Genomic DNA, 17,980 nt, shown 5'->3' with positions numbered 1-17,980 from the left:
CATCTGTTCCTCAAAATATTCTTGTTTAGCCATGAAAACGGTAGCAATTGAAGTGCCCAAAAAGTTGGACAGGCTAAATATATTACTCCCTAATCAAATCTACCATGTTAGTTTCCCAATAGACTTACCATCTGTTGCGGACTGTACGATAGCCATACCACGATATGACCACAAAACAAACAAAAGGGAGAAGGAAAGACAAATTAGTTGCCGGAAAGCCACCAACAGTCTTCATATCAATTATAAGTGCCTGCAATGGAGGCAATACCGAACCTCCTAATATAGCCATGATCAGGCCAGCCGCACCAAACTTGGCATCTTCACCCAACCCTTTCAAGGCAATACCATATATGGTAGGGAACATCAAAGACATGCAGGCAGAAACAGCTACCAATGAATACAGACCATATATATTTCGCAGACAGACAACGCCCAATGTAAAGATACCACCCAACACTGCCAAAATCGTCAGCAATCGGCCTGCATTCAGATAACGAAGAATAAAGGTGCAAACAAAACGACTAACACAGAAGATGACCATTGCCACAATATTATATTTCTGCGAAAGGACTTCTGCAGTCTTTTCTTCCATACCTTGCGACATGAAAAGATGCGTACCATACTGGATAATGAACGTCCAGCACATAATCTGTGCACCCACATAAAAGAACTGGGCAATAACTCCTTCCCGATAGCGGGATTGGGCAAAGATACGTTTCAACGTAGGAATAAAATTAATATCGTGGTTCTCCTCTCCATTTTTAGGCATCTTGACCAAACGGATCAGTATCAGCATCAGCAAGATAATCAGACCAATGGCCAGATAAGGAGCAATCAGCACACTGAGATCGCTATTTTTGATTGTCTCAAACTGCTGTTCACTCAAAAGGGCACGGTCGGCCGTATCGAGCGGATGAAGGCGTGCCTGAATGAAATTCATGGCTACATACATTCCAATGAGCGAACCCATGGGATTGAAAGATTGAGCCAGATTGAGACGCCTCGTGGCGGTTTCCTCCGTCCCCATGGAAAGGATATAAGGATTACAACTGGTTTCCAAAAAAGATAGGCCGCAGGTCAGAATAAAATACGCAATCAAAAAAGGATAATATGCTCCTGTCATCTTGGCCGGGAAGAAGAGAAAAGCCCCGAAAGCATACATGCCAAGCCCCAACAGGACTCCGGCCTTGTACGAATATTTACGGATGAACATGGCAGCAGGAAAGGCCATGGCAAAATATCCGCCATAAAACGCCACCTGTACCAATGCACCATCGGTAGCACTCATACGGAAAATTTTGGAGAAAGCCTTCACCATCGGATTAGTAATGTCGTTGGCAAATCCCCATAAGGCAAAACAAGAGGTGATCAACACAAAAGGAATCAAGTAGCTTACGCCGTCTTTTGACAGAATAGAAGCTTTATCGGTTTTCATGGTTTCTTATCGGATTTATTATTACTCATACAAATGGAACATCCGTTCCATCAATTTCCACTTTCCAGCAGAGCTGGCTTGAGGATCAGCCTGCTGAAAAACTGACATGTAGGCTTCCCATTCGCGTTGCTTAGGCAGCGTATCCAGCCGGGCCATCGCCGTATCCCAATCAAAATCGAGCGGTGTTTCCACAATCATAAAAAGGCGTGTGCCTACTATATATATTTCCATTTCCAGAATACCCACTTCACGAATACCCGCCAATATCTCTGGCCATACTTCCATACGACCATGACGCTTCCGATATTCGGCTATCAATTCAGGATTGTCACGCAAATCAAGTGTCTGGCAATATCTTTTTACAGGTACATGATAGGTCTGTACACGATAACCCTCTTGAGGAGTGTCCATGATGTTCTCGTTTTTAAATTCGATTCATTATTATGGTATGATAGAAACAAAGTATTGCTTTCGTACAGACAAAGCATCGTTCTCTACTCAAGAAAGCAATGGCTTCATCTGTACGAAAGCATGGTTTCACCCTAACGGGTTATTTATACAACGGTCCATACACATTGCATGCGCGATAGTCGGCCCCTTCCTTATCCATTCCGAAGGCATTCCATGCGGCTGGACGGAAGATTTTATCGTCTTCCACATTGTGCATGCAGACGGGAATACGCAGCATTGATGCCAGCGTTATCAGGTCCAAACCGATGTGACCATAGCTGATAGCACCATGGTTGGCTCCCCAGTTATTCATGACCGAATAGACATCCTTGAAAGCAGGTTTGTCACAGAGACGAGGAACAAACCACGTCGTAGGCCAAGTCGGGTCGGTACGCATGTTCAGTTTCTCGTGGATTTCAGGATCGATGTCCACCGTCCATCCTTCTGCTATCTGAAGCACAGGGCCGAGACCTTTGACCAAGTTCAGACGCATCATAGTGACAGGCATACCGCCTTTGGACAGGAAGTTGGACGAGAAGCCACCTCCACGGAAGTAGTCACGGTCGGCAGGATACCAGGTTGTGGCCTTCAGACAGTTGTCCACATCGGCCTGAGTCATATTCCAAGGCTCTTTCATCACGGGATTGCCTACTTCATCCACTGACTGGCCTGAACCATCCAACGTCGTAGCACCAGAGTTTATCAGATGGATAATGCCATTGGATGCCAAGCCGGTCAATTCCTTACCTGTCACACGTTTCACTGCCTCAGGACTCCAATAGGTACGCACGTCGGAGAAGATTTGTGCACGATTGGTCAGCAGATGGCCGAAAAGCATGGCTACACCGTTGCAAGCATCGTTCTCTGTAGCCAACACAAAGGCTTCGCGGATGCCATTCCAGTCGAAGGAAGTGTTGAGCAGAGCTTCTGGATAGTCGCCGTTGGGATAGAAGTCGGTCCACTGACGCTGGCCTTGGAAACCTGCGGCGATGGCATTATGACCCAATGCCTCTTCCTTGAAGCCCATTTCCCTGAGTTTCGGATTGCCTGTCATCAGGTCGCGCATGATGATCATCATCTTTACAATGAACTCCCAGTCGGCATCTTTCTGCTCACGCGTCTTGCGTTTCTCAGGACGGTTCTTGAAGTCTTCCCCTTCGTTCACTTTACAATATTTCTCAGTCCAAGCCATCGCCTTGACATATTCTTCTTTGTCGTAGATGCCTTCCGTCATGCGGCGAATAATTTCGGTCAGATCGACAGACTCGTTACGCATGCCCAAATACTCCTGGAAGAAATCTGGATTGACGATAGATCCTGCGATACCCATAGACACGCTACCCATAGAGAGGTAGGATTTGCCACGCATCGTAGCTACAGCTTGGGCAGCACGTGCAAAGCGGAGTATCTTCTCAGCCACATCTGCAGGAATCGTATTGTCATCCAAGTCCTGTACATCACGGCCATAAATGCCGAATGCAGGAAGTCCTTTCTGAGCATGACCGGCCAACACGGCAGCCAGATAAACGGCACCCGGACGCTCTGTTCCATTAAATCCCCACACGGCTTTCGGGTAGTAAGGATTCATATCCATCGTCTCAGCGCCATAGCACCAGCAAGATGTGACGGTAATGGTAGAGCCTACGCCTTCGCGTTCGAACTTCTCGGCACAAGCAGCACTTTCAGCCACACGACCGATGGTTCCGTCGGCTATCACGCACTCTACAGGGCTACCATCGCCATTCTTCAGGTTATTGCTGATTAACTCGGCCACTGCTTTTGCCAAGCTCATGGTCTTTTCTTCCAAACTCTCACGAACACCGCCCTGACGACCGTCAATGGTTGGGCGAATACCAATTTTAGGATACTTTTTCATAAACTGTTCTATTTATATCTACAATATCTTCTATGTTTATTCATTCTGCTTTTCTACACTGAACTGTACTGAAAACCATTCAAAAAATCAAAGAGAATTTCGAAGCCTAACTTCCGTAGGCAGATATTTCTGCACCACCGCATTATCTAACACAAACCGCGCCACTTCATTTCCCATCTGCTCCCAGTCAATCGTTAAAGCCGTAATTCCTTCGTCAATCACTTCATAAGAAGGAATGTCATTATAGGCCAGCAAACCGAAATCCTTCCCACATTTCAGTCCTGTCAGCCGCCCCTGTTTCACCACTTTCACCACATCCTGTTGCTTAATCGCCAAATAGGCCGTACCTTTCTCCACTTTCAGGCTTTCAACATCTTCCTCCACACTTCCGAAAAGGTTGTAATCCTGACAGAAACAAAAGAAATAGTCTTTACTGCTTTGAGGATGTTTCAAAGAAGACGGGAAAAGAAAGACAAACTTCCGATACGAAGAAAAGCGATCGTTCAAACGTTGCAAAGCCCCATAAAAGGCCTCATCAAAATCCTGACAAAGATAGGAATAGCGATTCTTTTCAAACTTTCCAAAATCGAGCAATAACAGACGAGCAGGGTTAATTTTATTCAATGAAGTGCTGAACCTTTCATTATCAAAATTCATCACAACATATTTGCTATATTTTCCGACGGATTCCCGAACGATTGTACTGAAAAGACGTTCATTATATTGATGGAAAAGCAAATCTATCTTATAATTAACAGGAAGATGTTTGGCAAAACTATTATATAAAGTTTCCTTGAAAGGGGTATATTGATCCAGCAACAACAACACATTAGTGACCTGGTTTGTTACAAAATAACCCTTACGAGGAGTCGAGTCAATAAGTCCTCTTTCCCTCAAATCACAGAACGCTTTGAAGACCGTATCACGCGACACTCCATACCGACGACTCAATTCGTTGATGGATGGCAAAGAATCCCCTTCAAGAAACTCCCGCATGGAAATTGCTTGGCTAATCAAGTCTGCCAACTGGGTAACCTTACTCGATTGTTGTCCGAACCATTTAGCGTCCATCACACCTACTAATTTGAGTTTTTCTGTACTGAACTATGCTGATTCAAAGGAAGCTATTATTTCGGAAAAGAACAACCTTAAGGCTATGTTATGCAACATAAAAAACTTTTGCACTTCGTTCGGATTGCATTATCCTTACTCCCTTAACCAAAGACATTACATTATAATATGATAAGCATGAATGAACCGGACGTAGAGTTTGGCTGCACTACCCCATTCAGTGACATCTCTTTCGTAATCAACAAGAAAGACGGCATCACCCTTATGGACAAAAACGACGTAAGCAAAAGCGCCTTGCTGAAGATTTTGGCCGGTACATACAGCCCTGATCTTTGCCCACCTGTATGAGATGAAGACCGAGATAGAACACCTGAACAAGAAACTGGAAACGCACACCGACTACAATTCTCAGGGAAGAAAAAAATGGAGTCACTTAGCGAATTGGAAAAGAAATAATTGCTATCTTTGCACAACTTCACGCTGAACGTTATGATGATACGGAAGCCCTACATTACCGCACTGCTACTTCTGCTCAGCATCTTGATGCTGGCGGTGCCCGTCATACCTCATCATCATCATGGCAGCGAGGCCATTTGCCTGAAGAATGACCTGCATATCGATTGCGATAAAACAAATCATCACCACCATCCGGCAGGCCATCCCAACTGTTGCCACGACAAGGGTTGCCTTACCCATCAGTTCGTCCAGCGTACACCGCGAGTGGAGCGTCAAACTTCCCAGTCACAGCCTGTCCTGCAACCGGCCGATCTCAGTCTGCTCGTCAGTCTGTTGTGTTCCTACACAGATTCTCATTCAACCGCTTTATATTCCACCTACATCGAATCGCTGTTCGGTGTCTACATTGCCCGTGCCTCTGGATTAAGGGCTCCTCCCAGTCTTCTTGCATAAACGCTGCCGTGTGCACCAGCACATTGCAACCCAGTTGCGGCCTTTTGGCATTATCTTTGCAACTGAAAACCAAATCTATTTATATTGCAAGAACTTAATCCAATATATCAATGAAAAAACTGATATTTCTGGGAGCCCTCGTCGCATGCTCGTTGGGCTCCTGCAACACCCAGTCCGATCATGAACATAAAGGGCACGACCATGCCACCGAAGCTCACAGCCACGAAGCAGATACACACACTAAATCCGCCCATGCTGAAGGTACCTCGGACGAAATCGTCATGCCGCCTGCCAAGGCGCAGGCCGCAGGCGTGGAGACGGACACCATAAAACCGGGCAGCTTCACCCAGATCATCAAGACCAGCGGACAGGTACTGGCCGCACAAGGCAACGAACGTGTAGTCGTAGCAACTGTAGCAGGCATCGTGTCGTTCAAGGGGAAAATTATCGAAGGTATGAGTGTACACGAAGGCATGCCGCTCATCTTGCTCTCATCGGGCAACATCTCCGAGGGTGACCCCGTGCAAAAAGCCCGTGTAGTCTACGACGTATCAAAGAAAGAATACGAACGCATGCAGGTACTCGTGGAGAGTCGCATCGTATCGGAAAAAGACTTCGCGCAGGCCAAACAGGCGTATGAGAACGCCCGAATCAGCTACGAGGCCGTGGCCAAAAACCACACTGACCGTGGACAGGCTGTCATCGCCCCCATCAACGGCTATGTGAAGAGTCTGCTGGTGAAGGAAGGCGACTACGTCACCGTGGGTCAACCGTTGGTAAGCATCACACAGAACCGCCGCCTCTTCCTCCGTGCCGACGTGTCAGAGAAGCATTATGCCTCACTACCCGCCATCACCTCGGCCAACTTCTGCACGCCTTATAATAATAAGGTATATGCTCTACAGGACCTGAACGGCCGTCTATTGTCCTACGGCAAGACCTCGGGCGAAAGCAGCTACTACATTCCCGTGACTTTCGAATTCGACAATCGGGGTGACGTAGTACCCGGATCTTTCGTCGAAATCTATCTGCTGGCCCGTCCGATGGAGGGTGTCATCAGCGTGCCTCACTCAGCCCTGACCGAAGAGCAGGGTAGCTTTTACGTTTACTTGCAGCTGGATGAGGAGTGCTACCGCAAGCAACTCGTCACCTTAGGTACCGATAACGGTCAGCGAGTACAGGTACTCAACGGGCTGAAAGCAGGCGACCGCCTCGTCGTTCGCGGTGCCTATCAGGTAAAACTGGCCGGAGCGACGAATGCAATACCGGCTCATAGTCATGAACACTAACTGGAAAGGAGAAAGCTTATGCTTAATAATATCATACATTTCTCCCTACAGAATCGCATCTTGGTGCTTGTCGCCTCAGTGCTGTTGCTCGTGGGCGGTACCTATACCGCCATGCACACGGAAGTGGATGTATTCCCCGATCTCACCGCACCTACCGTAGTCGTCATGACTGAAGCCAACGGCATGGCGGCCGAGGAAGTGGAACAGCTCGTCACTTTCCCCATTGAGACTGCCGTTAACGGTGCTACACACGTGCGCCGCGTACGTTCCTCGTCCACCCACAGTTTTTCCGTGGTATGGGTGGAATTCGATTGGGACACGGATATCTATCTGGCCCGACAGATTGTCAGCGAGAAACTCTCGCTTGTGGCCGAAGAGTTGCCAGCCAGCGTGGGCAAACCGACACTGGGGCCGCAGTCGTCTATCTTGGGTGAGATAATGATTGTAGGTCTCACGGCCGATTCTACCTCCATGCTCGATCTGCGCACGATAGCCGACTGGACCATCCGTCCACGTCTGCTCTCAACGGGCGGTGTGGCTCAGGTAGCCGTATTGGGAGGCGACATCAAGGAATATCAGATACAGCTTGACCCTGAACGTATGCGCCACTACGACGTGACACTGGGTCAAGTGCTCGGTGCCACTCGCGGCATGAACCTCAACGCTAACGGAGGCGTTATCTACGAATACGGCAACGAATACATTGTGCGCGGACTGACGGCTACGACTAATACCGAACTGCTGAGAAAAACCGTAGTCAAAACAGCCACAAATGACGGACTGCAAGCCACAGGTTCCAGCCTGCCCGTCCTACTGGAAGACGTGGCCGATGTACGCATCGGTGCGCAGACGCCCAAACTGGGGCTGGCTTCGGAGCGTGCTAAACCCGCCGTGTTGCTCACCGTAACGAAACAGCCCGCCACCAGCACACTGGAACTAACCGGCAAACTGGAAGCCGCTCTAAAGGATCTGCAGAAGAACTTGCCCCCCGACGTGAAAGTATCAACAGACATCTTCCGCCAGAGCCGCTTCATAGAAAGCTCCATCGGCAACGTGCGCAAGTCGCTCATCGAAGGCGGCATCTTTGTGGTCATCGTGCTCTTCCTCTTCCTATCCAACGTTCAAACGACAATTATCTCGCTCGTCACCCTGCCCCTATCGCTGGTTGTATCCGTACTGGTGCTCCACTACATGGGACTGACCATCAACACTATGAGTTTAGGCGGTATGGCCATTGCCATCGGTTCGCTGGTGGACGACGCCATCGTTGATGTAGAGAACGTCTGGCACCGTCTGCACGAAAACCGCCTCCTGCCGTCAGATCGCCGTCTGCCCGTGCTTCAAGTGGTGTTCAATGCCTCGCGCGAGGTACGCATGCCCATCCTCAATTCCACACTCATCATCATCGTCAGCTTCGTGCCCCTATTCTTCTTGAGCGACATGGAAGGACGTATGCTCGTTCCGCTGGGCATCTCTTTCATTACCGCCCTGGCCGCCTCGACGGTAGTGGCACTGACACTGACGCCCGTACTCTGTTCTTACCTTTTAGATAAAAAACAATCTACCGATAAGAAAAAAGAAAGAAGTGACTCTGCTATAGCAAAAGCATTGAAGAAAGCCTATAAGGTTGTACTCGAAAAAACGTTACTCCATAAACGAGCCATACTGAGTTATACTGTCGCTCTCTTCGCTGTTACCTTGGGCCTGTTCTTCACCTTGGGGCACTCGTTCCTGCCGCCTTTCAATGAAGGGTCGTTCACCATCAACCTCTCCTCCCTGCCGGGTATCTCGCTCGAAGAGAGCAATGCCATCGGACGCCGTGCCGAAGAGTTGCTTCTTACCGTGCCCGAAATCCAGACCGTAGCCCGCAAGACAGGCCGCGCCGAGTTAGACGAACACTCGCGCGGTGTGAACGGGTCGGAAATCGAGGCGCCCTTCGAACTAAAAAACCGTTCACGCAGCGAGGTGGTGGCTGAGGTGCGCGAAAAGCTCGGTACCCTGTCCGGCGTGAACATTGAAATAGGACAGCCAATCAGCCACCGCATCGATGCCATGCTCTCTGGAACGAAAGCTAACATCGCCATCAAGCTTTTTGGTGACGACCTGAACCGCATGTTCAGTATAGCCAACGAAATCAGAAACAAGATACAGAACGTCGAGGGTGTAGCCGACCTCACCGTGGAGCAGCAGATCGACCGTCCGCAGCTCACACTGACGCCCCGCCGCGAGATGTTGGCCCGCTATGGCATTACTCTGCCCCAATTTGCAGAATACGTCAACGCCTGCTTAGCGGGCGAAACCGTGTCGCAGGTCTATGAGCAGGGCAAATCGTTCAACCTCACCGTCCGTCTGCGCGATGACCTTCGTGACCAGACCGGTAAGATAAGTGACCTGATGATTGACACGGGCGACGATCGCCAAGTACCATTGAACTATGTGGCAGATATTCGCTTCTCCATGGGCCCCAACAGCATCAGCCGTGAGAACGTGAAGCGTAAGATTGTTATTTCGGCCAACGTGGCCGACCGTGACCTGCGTTCCGTAGTGACCGACATCCAGGCACGTATCAATGCCGAAGTAAAGTTACCCGAAGGTTACCACGTGGAGTATGGTGGCCAGTTCGAGAGTGAACAAGCAGCCAGCCGCACGCTGCTGCTGACATCGCTCATGTCCATCGTCGTCATCTTCCTGCTGCTCTACCACGAGTTTCGTAGTGTCAAAGAGAGCGCCGTCATCCTCGTCAACCTGCCGTTAGCCCTCATCGGAGGCGTCTTCGCCCTACTGCTGACTACAGGCGAAGTGAGCATCCCGGCCATTATTGGTTTCATCTCGCTGTTCGGCATCGCCACGCGCAACGGCATGCTCCTCATCAGCCATTACAACCACCTGCAGCGCGAAGAAGGCTACTCGTTACATGACAGTGTCATTCGCGGCTCAATCGACCGATTGAATCCCATCCTAATGACGGCCCTGAGCAGTGCCTTAGCCCTCATCCCGTTAGCCTTAGGCGGTGACCTGTCCGGCAACGAGATACAAAGTCCTATGGCGAAAGTTATCCTCGGCGGTTTGCTAACGTCGACTTTCCTCAACGGGTTCATCATCCCCATCGTTTATCTGCTAATACACACCAAAAAAGAATGAAGAAGATAATAATCATCTGTGCATGCCTTGCCCTAGCGGCAGGGGTGCACGCTCAAAACAGCATTGAAGCCATACTCCAGCAGATCGAAACCAACAACAAGGAAATACAGGCCTACGCCCACACTACGGAAGCACAGAAACTGGAGAATCGTGCCTCGAACAATTTGGCCGACCCCACCCTGTCGTACGCCCACTTGTGGGACTCGCAAGACAAGAACATCACCGTGGGCGAGCTAATCATTACCCAAAGCTTCGATTTCCCCTCGCTCTATGTCAGCCGTGCCCGCATGAATCAGCTAAAAGCCAATGCGCTCAATGCGCAAACCAATGCTCAGCGACAGAGCATCCTGCTCCAAGCACAGGAGGCCTGCCTCGACATCATCTATCTCAACCGAAAGCAACAGTTGCTGGACGAGCGGCTGAAGAATGCCGAAGAACTAGCTGCCTGCTACCGCCTCCGTATGAAAACAGGCGATGCCAACACATTGGAAATCAATAAAATCAACCTCGAACTACTGAACGTGCGTACCGAGGCCCGCATGAACCGCACGGCATTGGACAGCAAACTGAAGGAACTCACAGCCCTGAACGGCAATCTGTCGCTCGTTCCTGGCCGCCCCATGCCCGACGGCTCTGCTGCCGCTACGGTACAGAACTTGGGTTTGACAGACTATCCGTCTGTACCCCTGCCTGCCGACTTCGGCCCTCTGTGCGAAGAGTTGCTGGCCTCCGATCCCGCCCTGATCTCGATCCAGCAGGAAAACCAAGCAGCACAAAAACAAGTATCTGTCAGCCGTCAGGGTTGGCTGCCCAGCCTAGAACTGGGCTATCGCCGCAACACCGAGAGCCGCCATCCTCTGAACGGCTTAGTGGTGGGCTTCTCGTTCCCCATCTTCCAGAACCACGGCAAGGTGAAAGCCGCCCGTTCACAGGCTATCAGCGCAGATTACCGGAAAGAGAACGCCCACCTCAGCGCCAGCACCGCCCTGTGGCAGCTCTACGAAGAGGCTTGCAATCTTCAAGCCTCCATGCAGGAGTATGCCGAGATCTTCGGCCGTCAGCAGGATCTGAAGTTGCTTCGCCAGGCTATAGAAGGCGGACAGATCAGCATGATCGAGTACTTTGTCGAAGTTTCCGTCATTTACCAGAGCCAAGCTAACTTACTACAGTTAGAGAACCAATATCAAAAAGTGATGGCGAGAATATATAAAAGTAAACTTTAAGAAATGGAGAATGGGGAGTCACTCATTCTCCATTTTCAGTTAAATTAAAGTTTCTATTTTTCCCGGCAGATAGGCGCTGCGAATGCGCCACTCCTGCGGATAGAGATTGTTGGCACGGGTGCCGACATTTTTCACAAAACCAAGAGAAAAACCTCGATAAGTAAGTAATACAAAACCGCGAGGAGCCGCACTTGAAAGGGTGACGATGTCTTTACGTAGATAAGCAATAGCCGTCGGATAGTCCACCTCTTCGTTGGCAAAAGCCTCACGATGAAGCAAACAACTCATAGCCAATGCATGAGCAGGAACGCAGTCCTTACCTTTCGCCTCGGCAAGCATCACGCCAGCCTGCAGGACACGAACATGATGCTTCAAAGCCGACAAAACAGGAAGCCACGACGTAGCGAAAGCAGTCAACGTTTGCCCGTCGGGTATCAGGCTATACCCTTCCGCCTCGTTCAGCCAGCCTTGTACCGCCGCCAATTGTTCCTTACCAAAAGCCGAAGAAGACGCAGTTTTGCCACCCTTCATTTTCTTCTCTTTCTGTTTACCCGAAACAATCTTATTTACATTCATCCTCCCCATCGGTGTCATCAGCGTGCCATTCGCCTCCTCGTCACCTGCTTTGCGCAACACAGCCAGAAAAAAACCTTCGCCTTGCGTCTTATGCGGCAAGAAACGATACACGGGGAAATTTTCCCCTGTCAGAAGATTGTCGGTAATCCCCCACTCGGCAGGCACATCAAGCGGCAGCACCTCCGCCCCCAGTTCGTCGCGAATCCAGCGCACGTTCTCCTCGTTCTCTTTCGTATTATAGGTACACGTGCTGTACACTAGCAGTCCGCCCGGCTTCAAACAGGGCCAAATGTCCGTTAGGATGCGTCGCTGGCGTTGCCAGCAGATTTCTACATTCTCTTCGCTCCATTCACTGACGGCCGTCTCATCCTTACGGAACATGCCTTCTCCCGAACAGGGCACATCGGCCAAGATACAGTCAAACAGATGTTCCAATGGAGTAAACTCCGCCGAATTGCTGTTCGTCACTATCACATCGGGATGTCCCCACTTTGTCAGATTCTCCGCCAGCACCTGCACTCGGTTGCGCATCACCTCGTTAGCCACCAACAGACTGCCCGCAGGCAAGAGACTGCGCAAGTGAGTAGACTTGCCACCCGGCGCAGCACAGAAATCGAGCACCGCTACCGCTCGGTCCGAAAGATATTGCCTCACCGCCTGCTCCACAAACATGGACGACGCTTCTTGCACATAGTAGCCTCCGGCGTGGAACAGAGGGTCGAAAGTAAACGTTAGGCGATGATCCAGATAGTAGGCATCGGTAGCCCAAGGAACATTTGAAAACGAAGAATGAAGAATGAAGGATAAAGAATGAACGAACTTCTGAGGGTTCAAACGGATGCTGACAGGTTGCTCGCCCTCCAGCAAAGTAACGGACAGACAGTCATATTCTTTTTCGCCCAACAGAGCACGGGTATAATTTACAAAAGGAACGGGTAGTTGCATGGCATATCTTCTGAGATGTTCGGGTACAAAAGTAAAGAAATTGAAGAAAAGTTATTCCCCTAATCCCATAGATATTTTTCCCTAACTGAGAAAAAGAGTTTCTGACTAAAAAGAAAAACAAACCACACCGATATGGCTCGACAAACAAAAGCTTATTAAGATCAATATTATCTACGAAATAACAGTATCCGTACACACTTACTGAAACGTAAAACAATCACTTCTCACTAAATTAACGTGAGTTCGACGAATTGTAAATCCTTATAAATTAGGATGCATCGGCAAGCTTCCCATATATAAATTCCACAAAGGCTTTGCATTCAAGAGGCTTACGATCATCCACATCACTGGGAGTAATCATGAAATTCAAGAGTTCTCCGCGTTCGTTGCATATGAGATGTAATTTAAACCCGAAAACCGGCCCATGGAGCATTTGCCTCTTTGTGCGATTCCTTGGAACGTCTTATGAATATGGATTCTCCGGTTCCTACACACTCGTAAAGGAGTACTGTCAATGAAGCTGATGCCGGTACATTTACCCAAAAGGACTTTCTTGATGAACAGGGCCGGCGGGATGGCCACTTCTTTTTCCAATTCTACAAAACGGTTATAGGAGACGACTTTTAAATAGATGGCGCATATGTCTGCATACCTTTTCCTGATAGAAATGTTTCAGACAACGGTAGCCTGAATCATGAAAAAGTATCATGACGAGCATGATTTCTGCCTTTGACAGGGTTGAAACACGGTGATATTTCCGCTTTGTAGCAGGTTTAAGCGTGTATTTTGTCATCATGGCTTCAAAAAACTTGTAGAAATCATCTGCCATACAGAATAATTCTATAACTTTGCTCTCGGTGAGCATAGCGATTATTGTTCGTAATTCTTTCTTTTTTAGCACTATAAAGATACAACAATTTTCGCCAATCACCAATTTTATAAGCATTTACAATTCGTCGAACTCACGTTAAATTATGAAATAGAGAACTGACATGGCTAAAGAAAGAATCGTATGGATAGATGCGCTTAACATCATGGCTTGTGCAGGGGTATTTTTGCTCCACTGCACCAATAAGGAGGTGCATGCTTTCTCCGGCACTCCCTCGGCCAACTGGTATATAGGGCTGTTCACGCATAGTTTCGTGCTGTGGCCGGTAAATATATTCTTTATGCTGTCAGGCTTTACCCTGATGCGCAAATCGTTAATCCATGACAACAGGCAAGATGCATGGGGGGGGGTAAAAACGTTTTATATGAGAAGATGGCAGCGGCTTGGTGTTCCGCTCATATTATGGAATCTTTTCTACATGTGCGTGCACATATTCACGCTTTACTTGAAAGGAGAGCCAATGGAGACGATTCCAACGTTGGTACGGAAATTTGTCCTCTTTGAATACAATGGTTTCATGTGGTTCTTCGTGCCGCTGATACTAATCTATCTTTCCATGCCGTTTCTGGCTGTGTTCGTACTGAATGCCGGGCGGAAACTGCTGCGCCTCTTCCTGATAACCGGACTGTTGCTTAGCTGGATTCCCCCATTGGATGCGGATTTCACTGCAAGAAACACTTTGGCGGACATTTACCTTTTAGGTTCTCGGTTTTTGTATTTCACCGTTCTGGGGTATTACGTGGGACATTATGAGATAAGCCGGGCCACCGGACGTAGAATATACATGACGGGGATTTTGTCCATGATTGTCATGTATGCGGGAACAGCCTTGTTGACTCTCTACGCCCCCGGACATTACAAGTATTTCCTGCAGTACACGAATGTGCCATGCATACTGAGCGCAACGGCGGTATTCCTGTTCGTCAAGAACTATGACTGGCAAAGACTGCTTGCCCGCCTTCACATCAGGGAGGAGAGCCTGGCTCATTATAGCTCATTGAGTTTGGGGATATATCTGGTACAATCAATCGGTTTCAAGGCACTCCATTATTTCAAGATACCGGAATCGGTGATACTCATACGTTTCGTTGTGATGTATGCTTTCTGTGTCCTTATCGTTTGGGTAATGAAAAGGATTCCGTTGGTGAAAGGGCTTGTGCCATAGAATATCGGCCACAATAGGCAACGGACGAAAAACTGACGTTCTAAACTATATACATAAATAGGACTGATGACAACTGCAATTAGAAGAATCCTGGAGTATGCAGTCGTTTTCTGCATAATATTGGAATTCAATACTCCATATTTAATATTCCCGGTAGTTAAAAAATGATACAGATATTTCCTGCGATAATTTTGGTATGCCTGATTCTGATGTCAAATTATTCCATACGCAAAAAAGTCAACGGCTGGTTGTTTGTTTATTGGGCTGGCTCTCATCTGCCATGCAGAATAATTCTATAACTTTGCTTTCGGTGATCATAACGATTATTGTTTGTAAACATTTATAAATCAGCACTATAACGTTACAACAATTTTCGCTAATCACCAAATTCATAAGAACTTAAAATTCGTCGAACTCACGTTAAATTAGAACTTAATCAGTTGCTAAGTACAGAACCGCAAAAAGGAGTCATTTCACGAAAGGAAAGAGGAACGCCTCCGGTAAAGTCGAACATACGATGCAGCATATACGATAGACATGTGCCGTGCCGGGATGTTCCTCTTTTTCTTTTGCAGGAGAATCTGTATCTGCCTCTACGCATCAGTAACTGAACTTCACTCCCGCAAAGTAAGAACGGGGCAGGCCGGGACCGTAGATGTAGCCGGAGTCACGCAGCTTCCCCTGGTCGAAATCTTTCTGATAGGCGTTGAAGAGGTTCTGCACGCCGACGTTCATCTGGAGGATGATGTTCTTGTAAAGGGTGAAGTCGTAGGCGGCTTTGAGGTTCATTTCCCAAAAACTGGGTGTAGTCTCTACACGGTCTTTCTCAATGTAGCCGGTACGGTGTTCCACCAGCATGCTACCTGTATAGGTGCCCGACAAAATAATACTCAACGGTTTCACAGGACTGTAAGTCAGCGTCATATAACCATAAGTGTCGGGGGTGCGGAAGATTCGCTTCTCTAAGGGAACAGTTTCGTCGTCGCTCCACTGGCGGACTTCCTTATACTCGGCCTTCTGCAGAGTGACACCCGCCTGAAGCAAAAGGGTGGTGAGCCAGGCCAGCTTGCCTTCGAGCGTCACGCCATAGACACGGGCTCCCTTCTCATTGTAGCGCTCGTTTTTCAGAATGCCGTCTTCGGTACCGATCTCACGCAGGGCAAACACGTCGGACAGGTTAGTGTAGAAACCTTCAAGCAGCAGATTACCCTGCCAAGCTCCCCAACGGTGATACATGTCGGCAGAAAGGCTGAAGCTGTGCGACTTCTCTTCACGCAAGTCCTTAGCCAGCTGGATCATGGACACATTGCCACCCACATTCTCGACATGCAAGTCTTCATCGAATGCTTGCGGAGCACGGAAGCCCACAGAGTAGGCAGCACGCAGATTAATATCTTCCGTAAGATTGTAGCGCAGGTTGACACGCGGACTGAAGATGACATGATCCAAGAGATTGTGTTTGTCCAAACGACCGCCCACAAGGAAACTCCAACAGTCGTTTTTCCACTCATTCTGCAGGAAGGCACCGGTGATGCGCACCGTCTGATCAATATAACGGTTATAGCCCCACATATTGTCGTGCATGACATCTTGGTTGTGCTCTATGCCGCCAGTCAGGTCGGCAGGCAAGAAAAGGCAGCGGTCAAAATGGTAGACATATTGTGAACCGACCACCCACGTCAAGTCTGTAGTGGCTCCGTAGGCATTGAGTGAATGGTCGCCACCATAGTAGCTGTCGCGGTCGATATGCTGCATGGAGGCATAGACATTCACTTTATGTCTTTCGTCAGGTGAGAAGTAGTCGAACTTCACACTACCGCTGTTGATGCTGTGCTCGGTCTGTTCAGTTATGTCGGTTTCGTGAGGCGGACGGTCAAGCAAGTTGCCGCCACGACGGAGTTCCTGCAGATGATGGTACTCGAAGGTCAGTTTAGAGTAGTTGCTTGTCTTGAGGAAGGAGCGGAAACCTACGGTCTGGTTGCGCAGCTTGGGCAATTCGGTGAAGCCGTCGCCGTCATAGTCGAATCCACTACGCTGACGGTTCTGCCCAAAGACATAGATGCCTGCCTTGTGGTTATCGGTCACTAATGAGGCGTTCATCGTCGTATTATTATCAAACGACGAAAGACCGCCCACGCCCATAATGGTATATCCCAGTTGGGCAGAATTGCGTAAGGGTTCCTTTGTGATGATGTTGATGGTTCCCGCAATAGCCGACGCGCCGAAGAGAGCCGAACCGCCTCCACGCATCACCTCCACACGCTCAATCATGTTCGCCGGTATCTGCTCCAATCCGTACACCCCTGCCAGGGCGCTGAACACGGGGCGCGAATCAATCAAGATCTGCGTGTAAGGGCCGTCAAGACCATTAATGCGCACCTGCTGGAAGCCGCAGTTCTGGCAGTTGTTCTCCACACGCACGCCGGGCTGGAAGTTCAGCCCCTGAGCAAGCGTAGTGGAGTTGGTCTGCTCGAAGAGTTTGAAATCCATGACATTGACCAGCGTGGGAGCCAGGCGGCGGGTAGTCTCACTGCGGTTGGCGGTGACCACCACACCGTCCAATGTCACGAGGTCTTCCTCCAATTCAAAGTTTTCCTCCAGCGTGACGCCCTTCTTCAGAACAACTTCTCGCGTCAAGGTCTTGTAGCCCACGGAACTGACTTGCAATGTAAAGCGACCTTCAGGCAAGTTTTTCAGAAAATAGTGACCCGTGACATCGGTCAAGGTACCGATAGTGGTACCTTTCAATGAAACGGTAATATAAGAAAGGTGTTCTTTGGTATGTTTCTCCAGTACATGTCCTACGATGTTGGCATCCGAGCTTTTCAAATTCTCGGCCATAAGGGTAGCGGGCAACAGTGCACACAGCACAGCTACCACAAGAAAGATATATTTTTTCATGTGTCTTCTATCTTATTATTTAAATAAAGGAAAGAGTAGATGTACCTAAACTAATACTCACCACAGATTACGCAGATATTGTCCTCAAACACAGAAAATCAGATGGAACA

General features: G+C 48.8%; 11 protein-coding genes and 2 pseudogenes. 6 read left to right on the top strand and 7 right to left on the bottom strand.

Annotated features, from left to right (window positions below; all coding sequences use genetic code 11):
- Positions 1-124: 124 nt before the first annotated feature.
- The 4 genes from fucP to Q0Z70_RS00875 all read right to left on the bottom strand — a co-directional run bounded on the left by fucP (position 125) and on the right by Q0Z70_RS00875 (position 4,832).
- On the bottom strand, positions 125-1,435 hold the full coding sequence (gene fucP, locus Q0Z70_RS00890) for an L-fucose:H+ symporter permease (protein ID WP_298071744.1): 1,311 nt from the start codon (positions 1,433-1,435) through the stop codon (positions 125-127).
- A gap of 21 nt (positions 1,436-1,456) precedes the next feature.
- Positions 1,457-1,846, bottom strand: coding sequence for an L-rhamnose mutarotase (locus Q0Z70_RS00885; RefSeq protein ID WP_298071741.1), 390 nt, complete (start codon positions 1,844-1,846; stop codon positions 1,457-1,459).
- 139 nt (positions 1,847-1,985) lie between these two features.
- On the bottom strand, positions 1,986-3,761 hold the full coding sequence (gene fucI, locus Q0Z70_RS00880) for an L-fucose isomerase (protein WP_298071739.1): 1,776 nt from the start codon (positions 3,759-3,761) through the stop codon (positions 1,986-1,988).
- 87 nt (positions 3,762-3,848) lie between these two features.
- Positions 3,849-4,832, bottom strand: coding sequence for a GntR family transcriptional regulator (locus Q0Z70_RS00875; RefSeq protein WP_298071737.1), 984 nt, complete (start codon positions 4,830-4,832; stop codon positions 3,849-3,851).
- Positions 4,833-5,000: 168 nt separating this feature from the next.
- Between Q0Z70_RS00875 and Q0Z70_RS00870 the strand changes: the two are divergent.
- The 5 genes and pseudogenes from Q0Z70_RS00870 to Q0Z70_RS00850 form a co-directional block, all read left to right on the top strand.
- Positions 5,001-5,241: pseudogene (locus tag Q0Z70_RS00870) on the top strand (ABC transporter ATP-binding protein); the annotation flags it as partial.
- Positions 5,242-5,321: 80 nt separating this feature from the next.
- Positions 5,322-5,741: a DUF6769 family protein gene (locus Q0Z70_RS00865; RefSeq protein WP_298071735.1), complete on the top strand. Its 420-nt coding sequence runs from the start codon at positions 5,322-5,324 to the stop codon at positions 5,739-5,741.
- Between the two features lie 110 nt (positions 5,742-5,851).
- Positions 5,852-7,030 (top strand): efflux RND transporter periplasmic adaptor subunit, encoded by a 1,179-nt coding sequence (locus tag Q0Z70_RS00860; RefSeq protein WP_298071733.1) that lies wholly within the window; start codon positions 5,852-5,854, stop codon positions 7,028-7,030.
- 18 nt (positions 7,031-7,048) lie between these two features.
- Positions 7,049-10,171, top strand: a complete 3,123-nt coding sequence (locus Q0Z70_RS00855; RefSeq protein WP_298071731.1) for an efflux RND transporter permease subunit — start codon at positions 7,049-7,051, stop codon at positions 10,169-10,171.
- Positions 10,168-11,394 carry a TolC family protein gene (locus Q0Z70_RS00850; RefSeq protein ID WP_298071729.1) on the top strand — a complete coding sequence of 409 codons (1,227 nt, stop codon included), beginning with the start codon at positions 10,168-10,170 and terminating at the stop codon, positions 11,392-11,394. The genes Q0Z70_RS00855 and Q0Z70_RS00850 overlap by 4 nt, the downstream gene beginning before the upstream one ends.
- Positions 11,395-11,433: 39 nt before the next feature.
- Here the strand turns inward: Q0Z70_RS00850 and Q0Z70_RS00845 are convergent, their stop codons facing one another.
- The gene (locus Q0Z70_RS00845) at positions 11,434-12,915 is read right to left on the bottom strand and encodes an rRNA cytosine-C5-methyltransferase (protein WP_298071727.1); all 1,482 of its coding nucleotides are present in this window, start codon (positions 12,913-12,915) and stop codon (positions 11,434-11,436) included.
- A 283-nt stretch (positions 12,916-13,198) separates the two neighbouring features.
- Positions 13,199-13,780 (bottom strand): annotated as a pseudogene (locus Q0Z70_RS00840) (IS982 family transposase); the annotation flags it as partial.
- Between the two features lie 127 nt (positions 13,781-13,907).
- Between Q0Z70_RS00840 and Q0Z70_RS00835 the strand changes: the two are divergent.
- A complete protein-coding gene (locus Q0Z70_RS00835; protein ID WP_298071724.1) occupies positions 13,908-14,969 on the top strand; it encodes an acyltransferase family protein in 1,062 nt (353 codons plus the stop codon).
- A gap of 600 nt (positions 14,970-15,569) precedes the next feature.
- Here the strand turns inward: Q0Z70_RS00835 and Q0Z70_RS00830 are convergent.
- Entirely contained in the window at positions 15,570-17,870 is a 2,301-nt protein-coding gene (locus Q0Z70_RS00830; protein WP_298071722.1) for a TonB-dependent receptor, read from the bottom strand.
- Positions 17,871-17,980: the final 110 nt, after the last annotated feature.

This window comes from uncultured Bacteroides sp., from assembly GCF_947632445.1.
Classification (GTDB): domain Bacteria; phylum Bacteroidota; class Bacteroidia; order Bacteroidales; family Bacteroidaceae; genus Bacteroides.
This window is presented reverse-complemented; position numbering and strand designations above follow the sequence as displayed.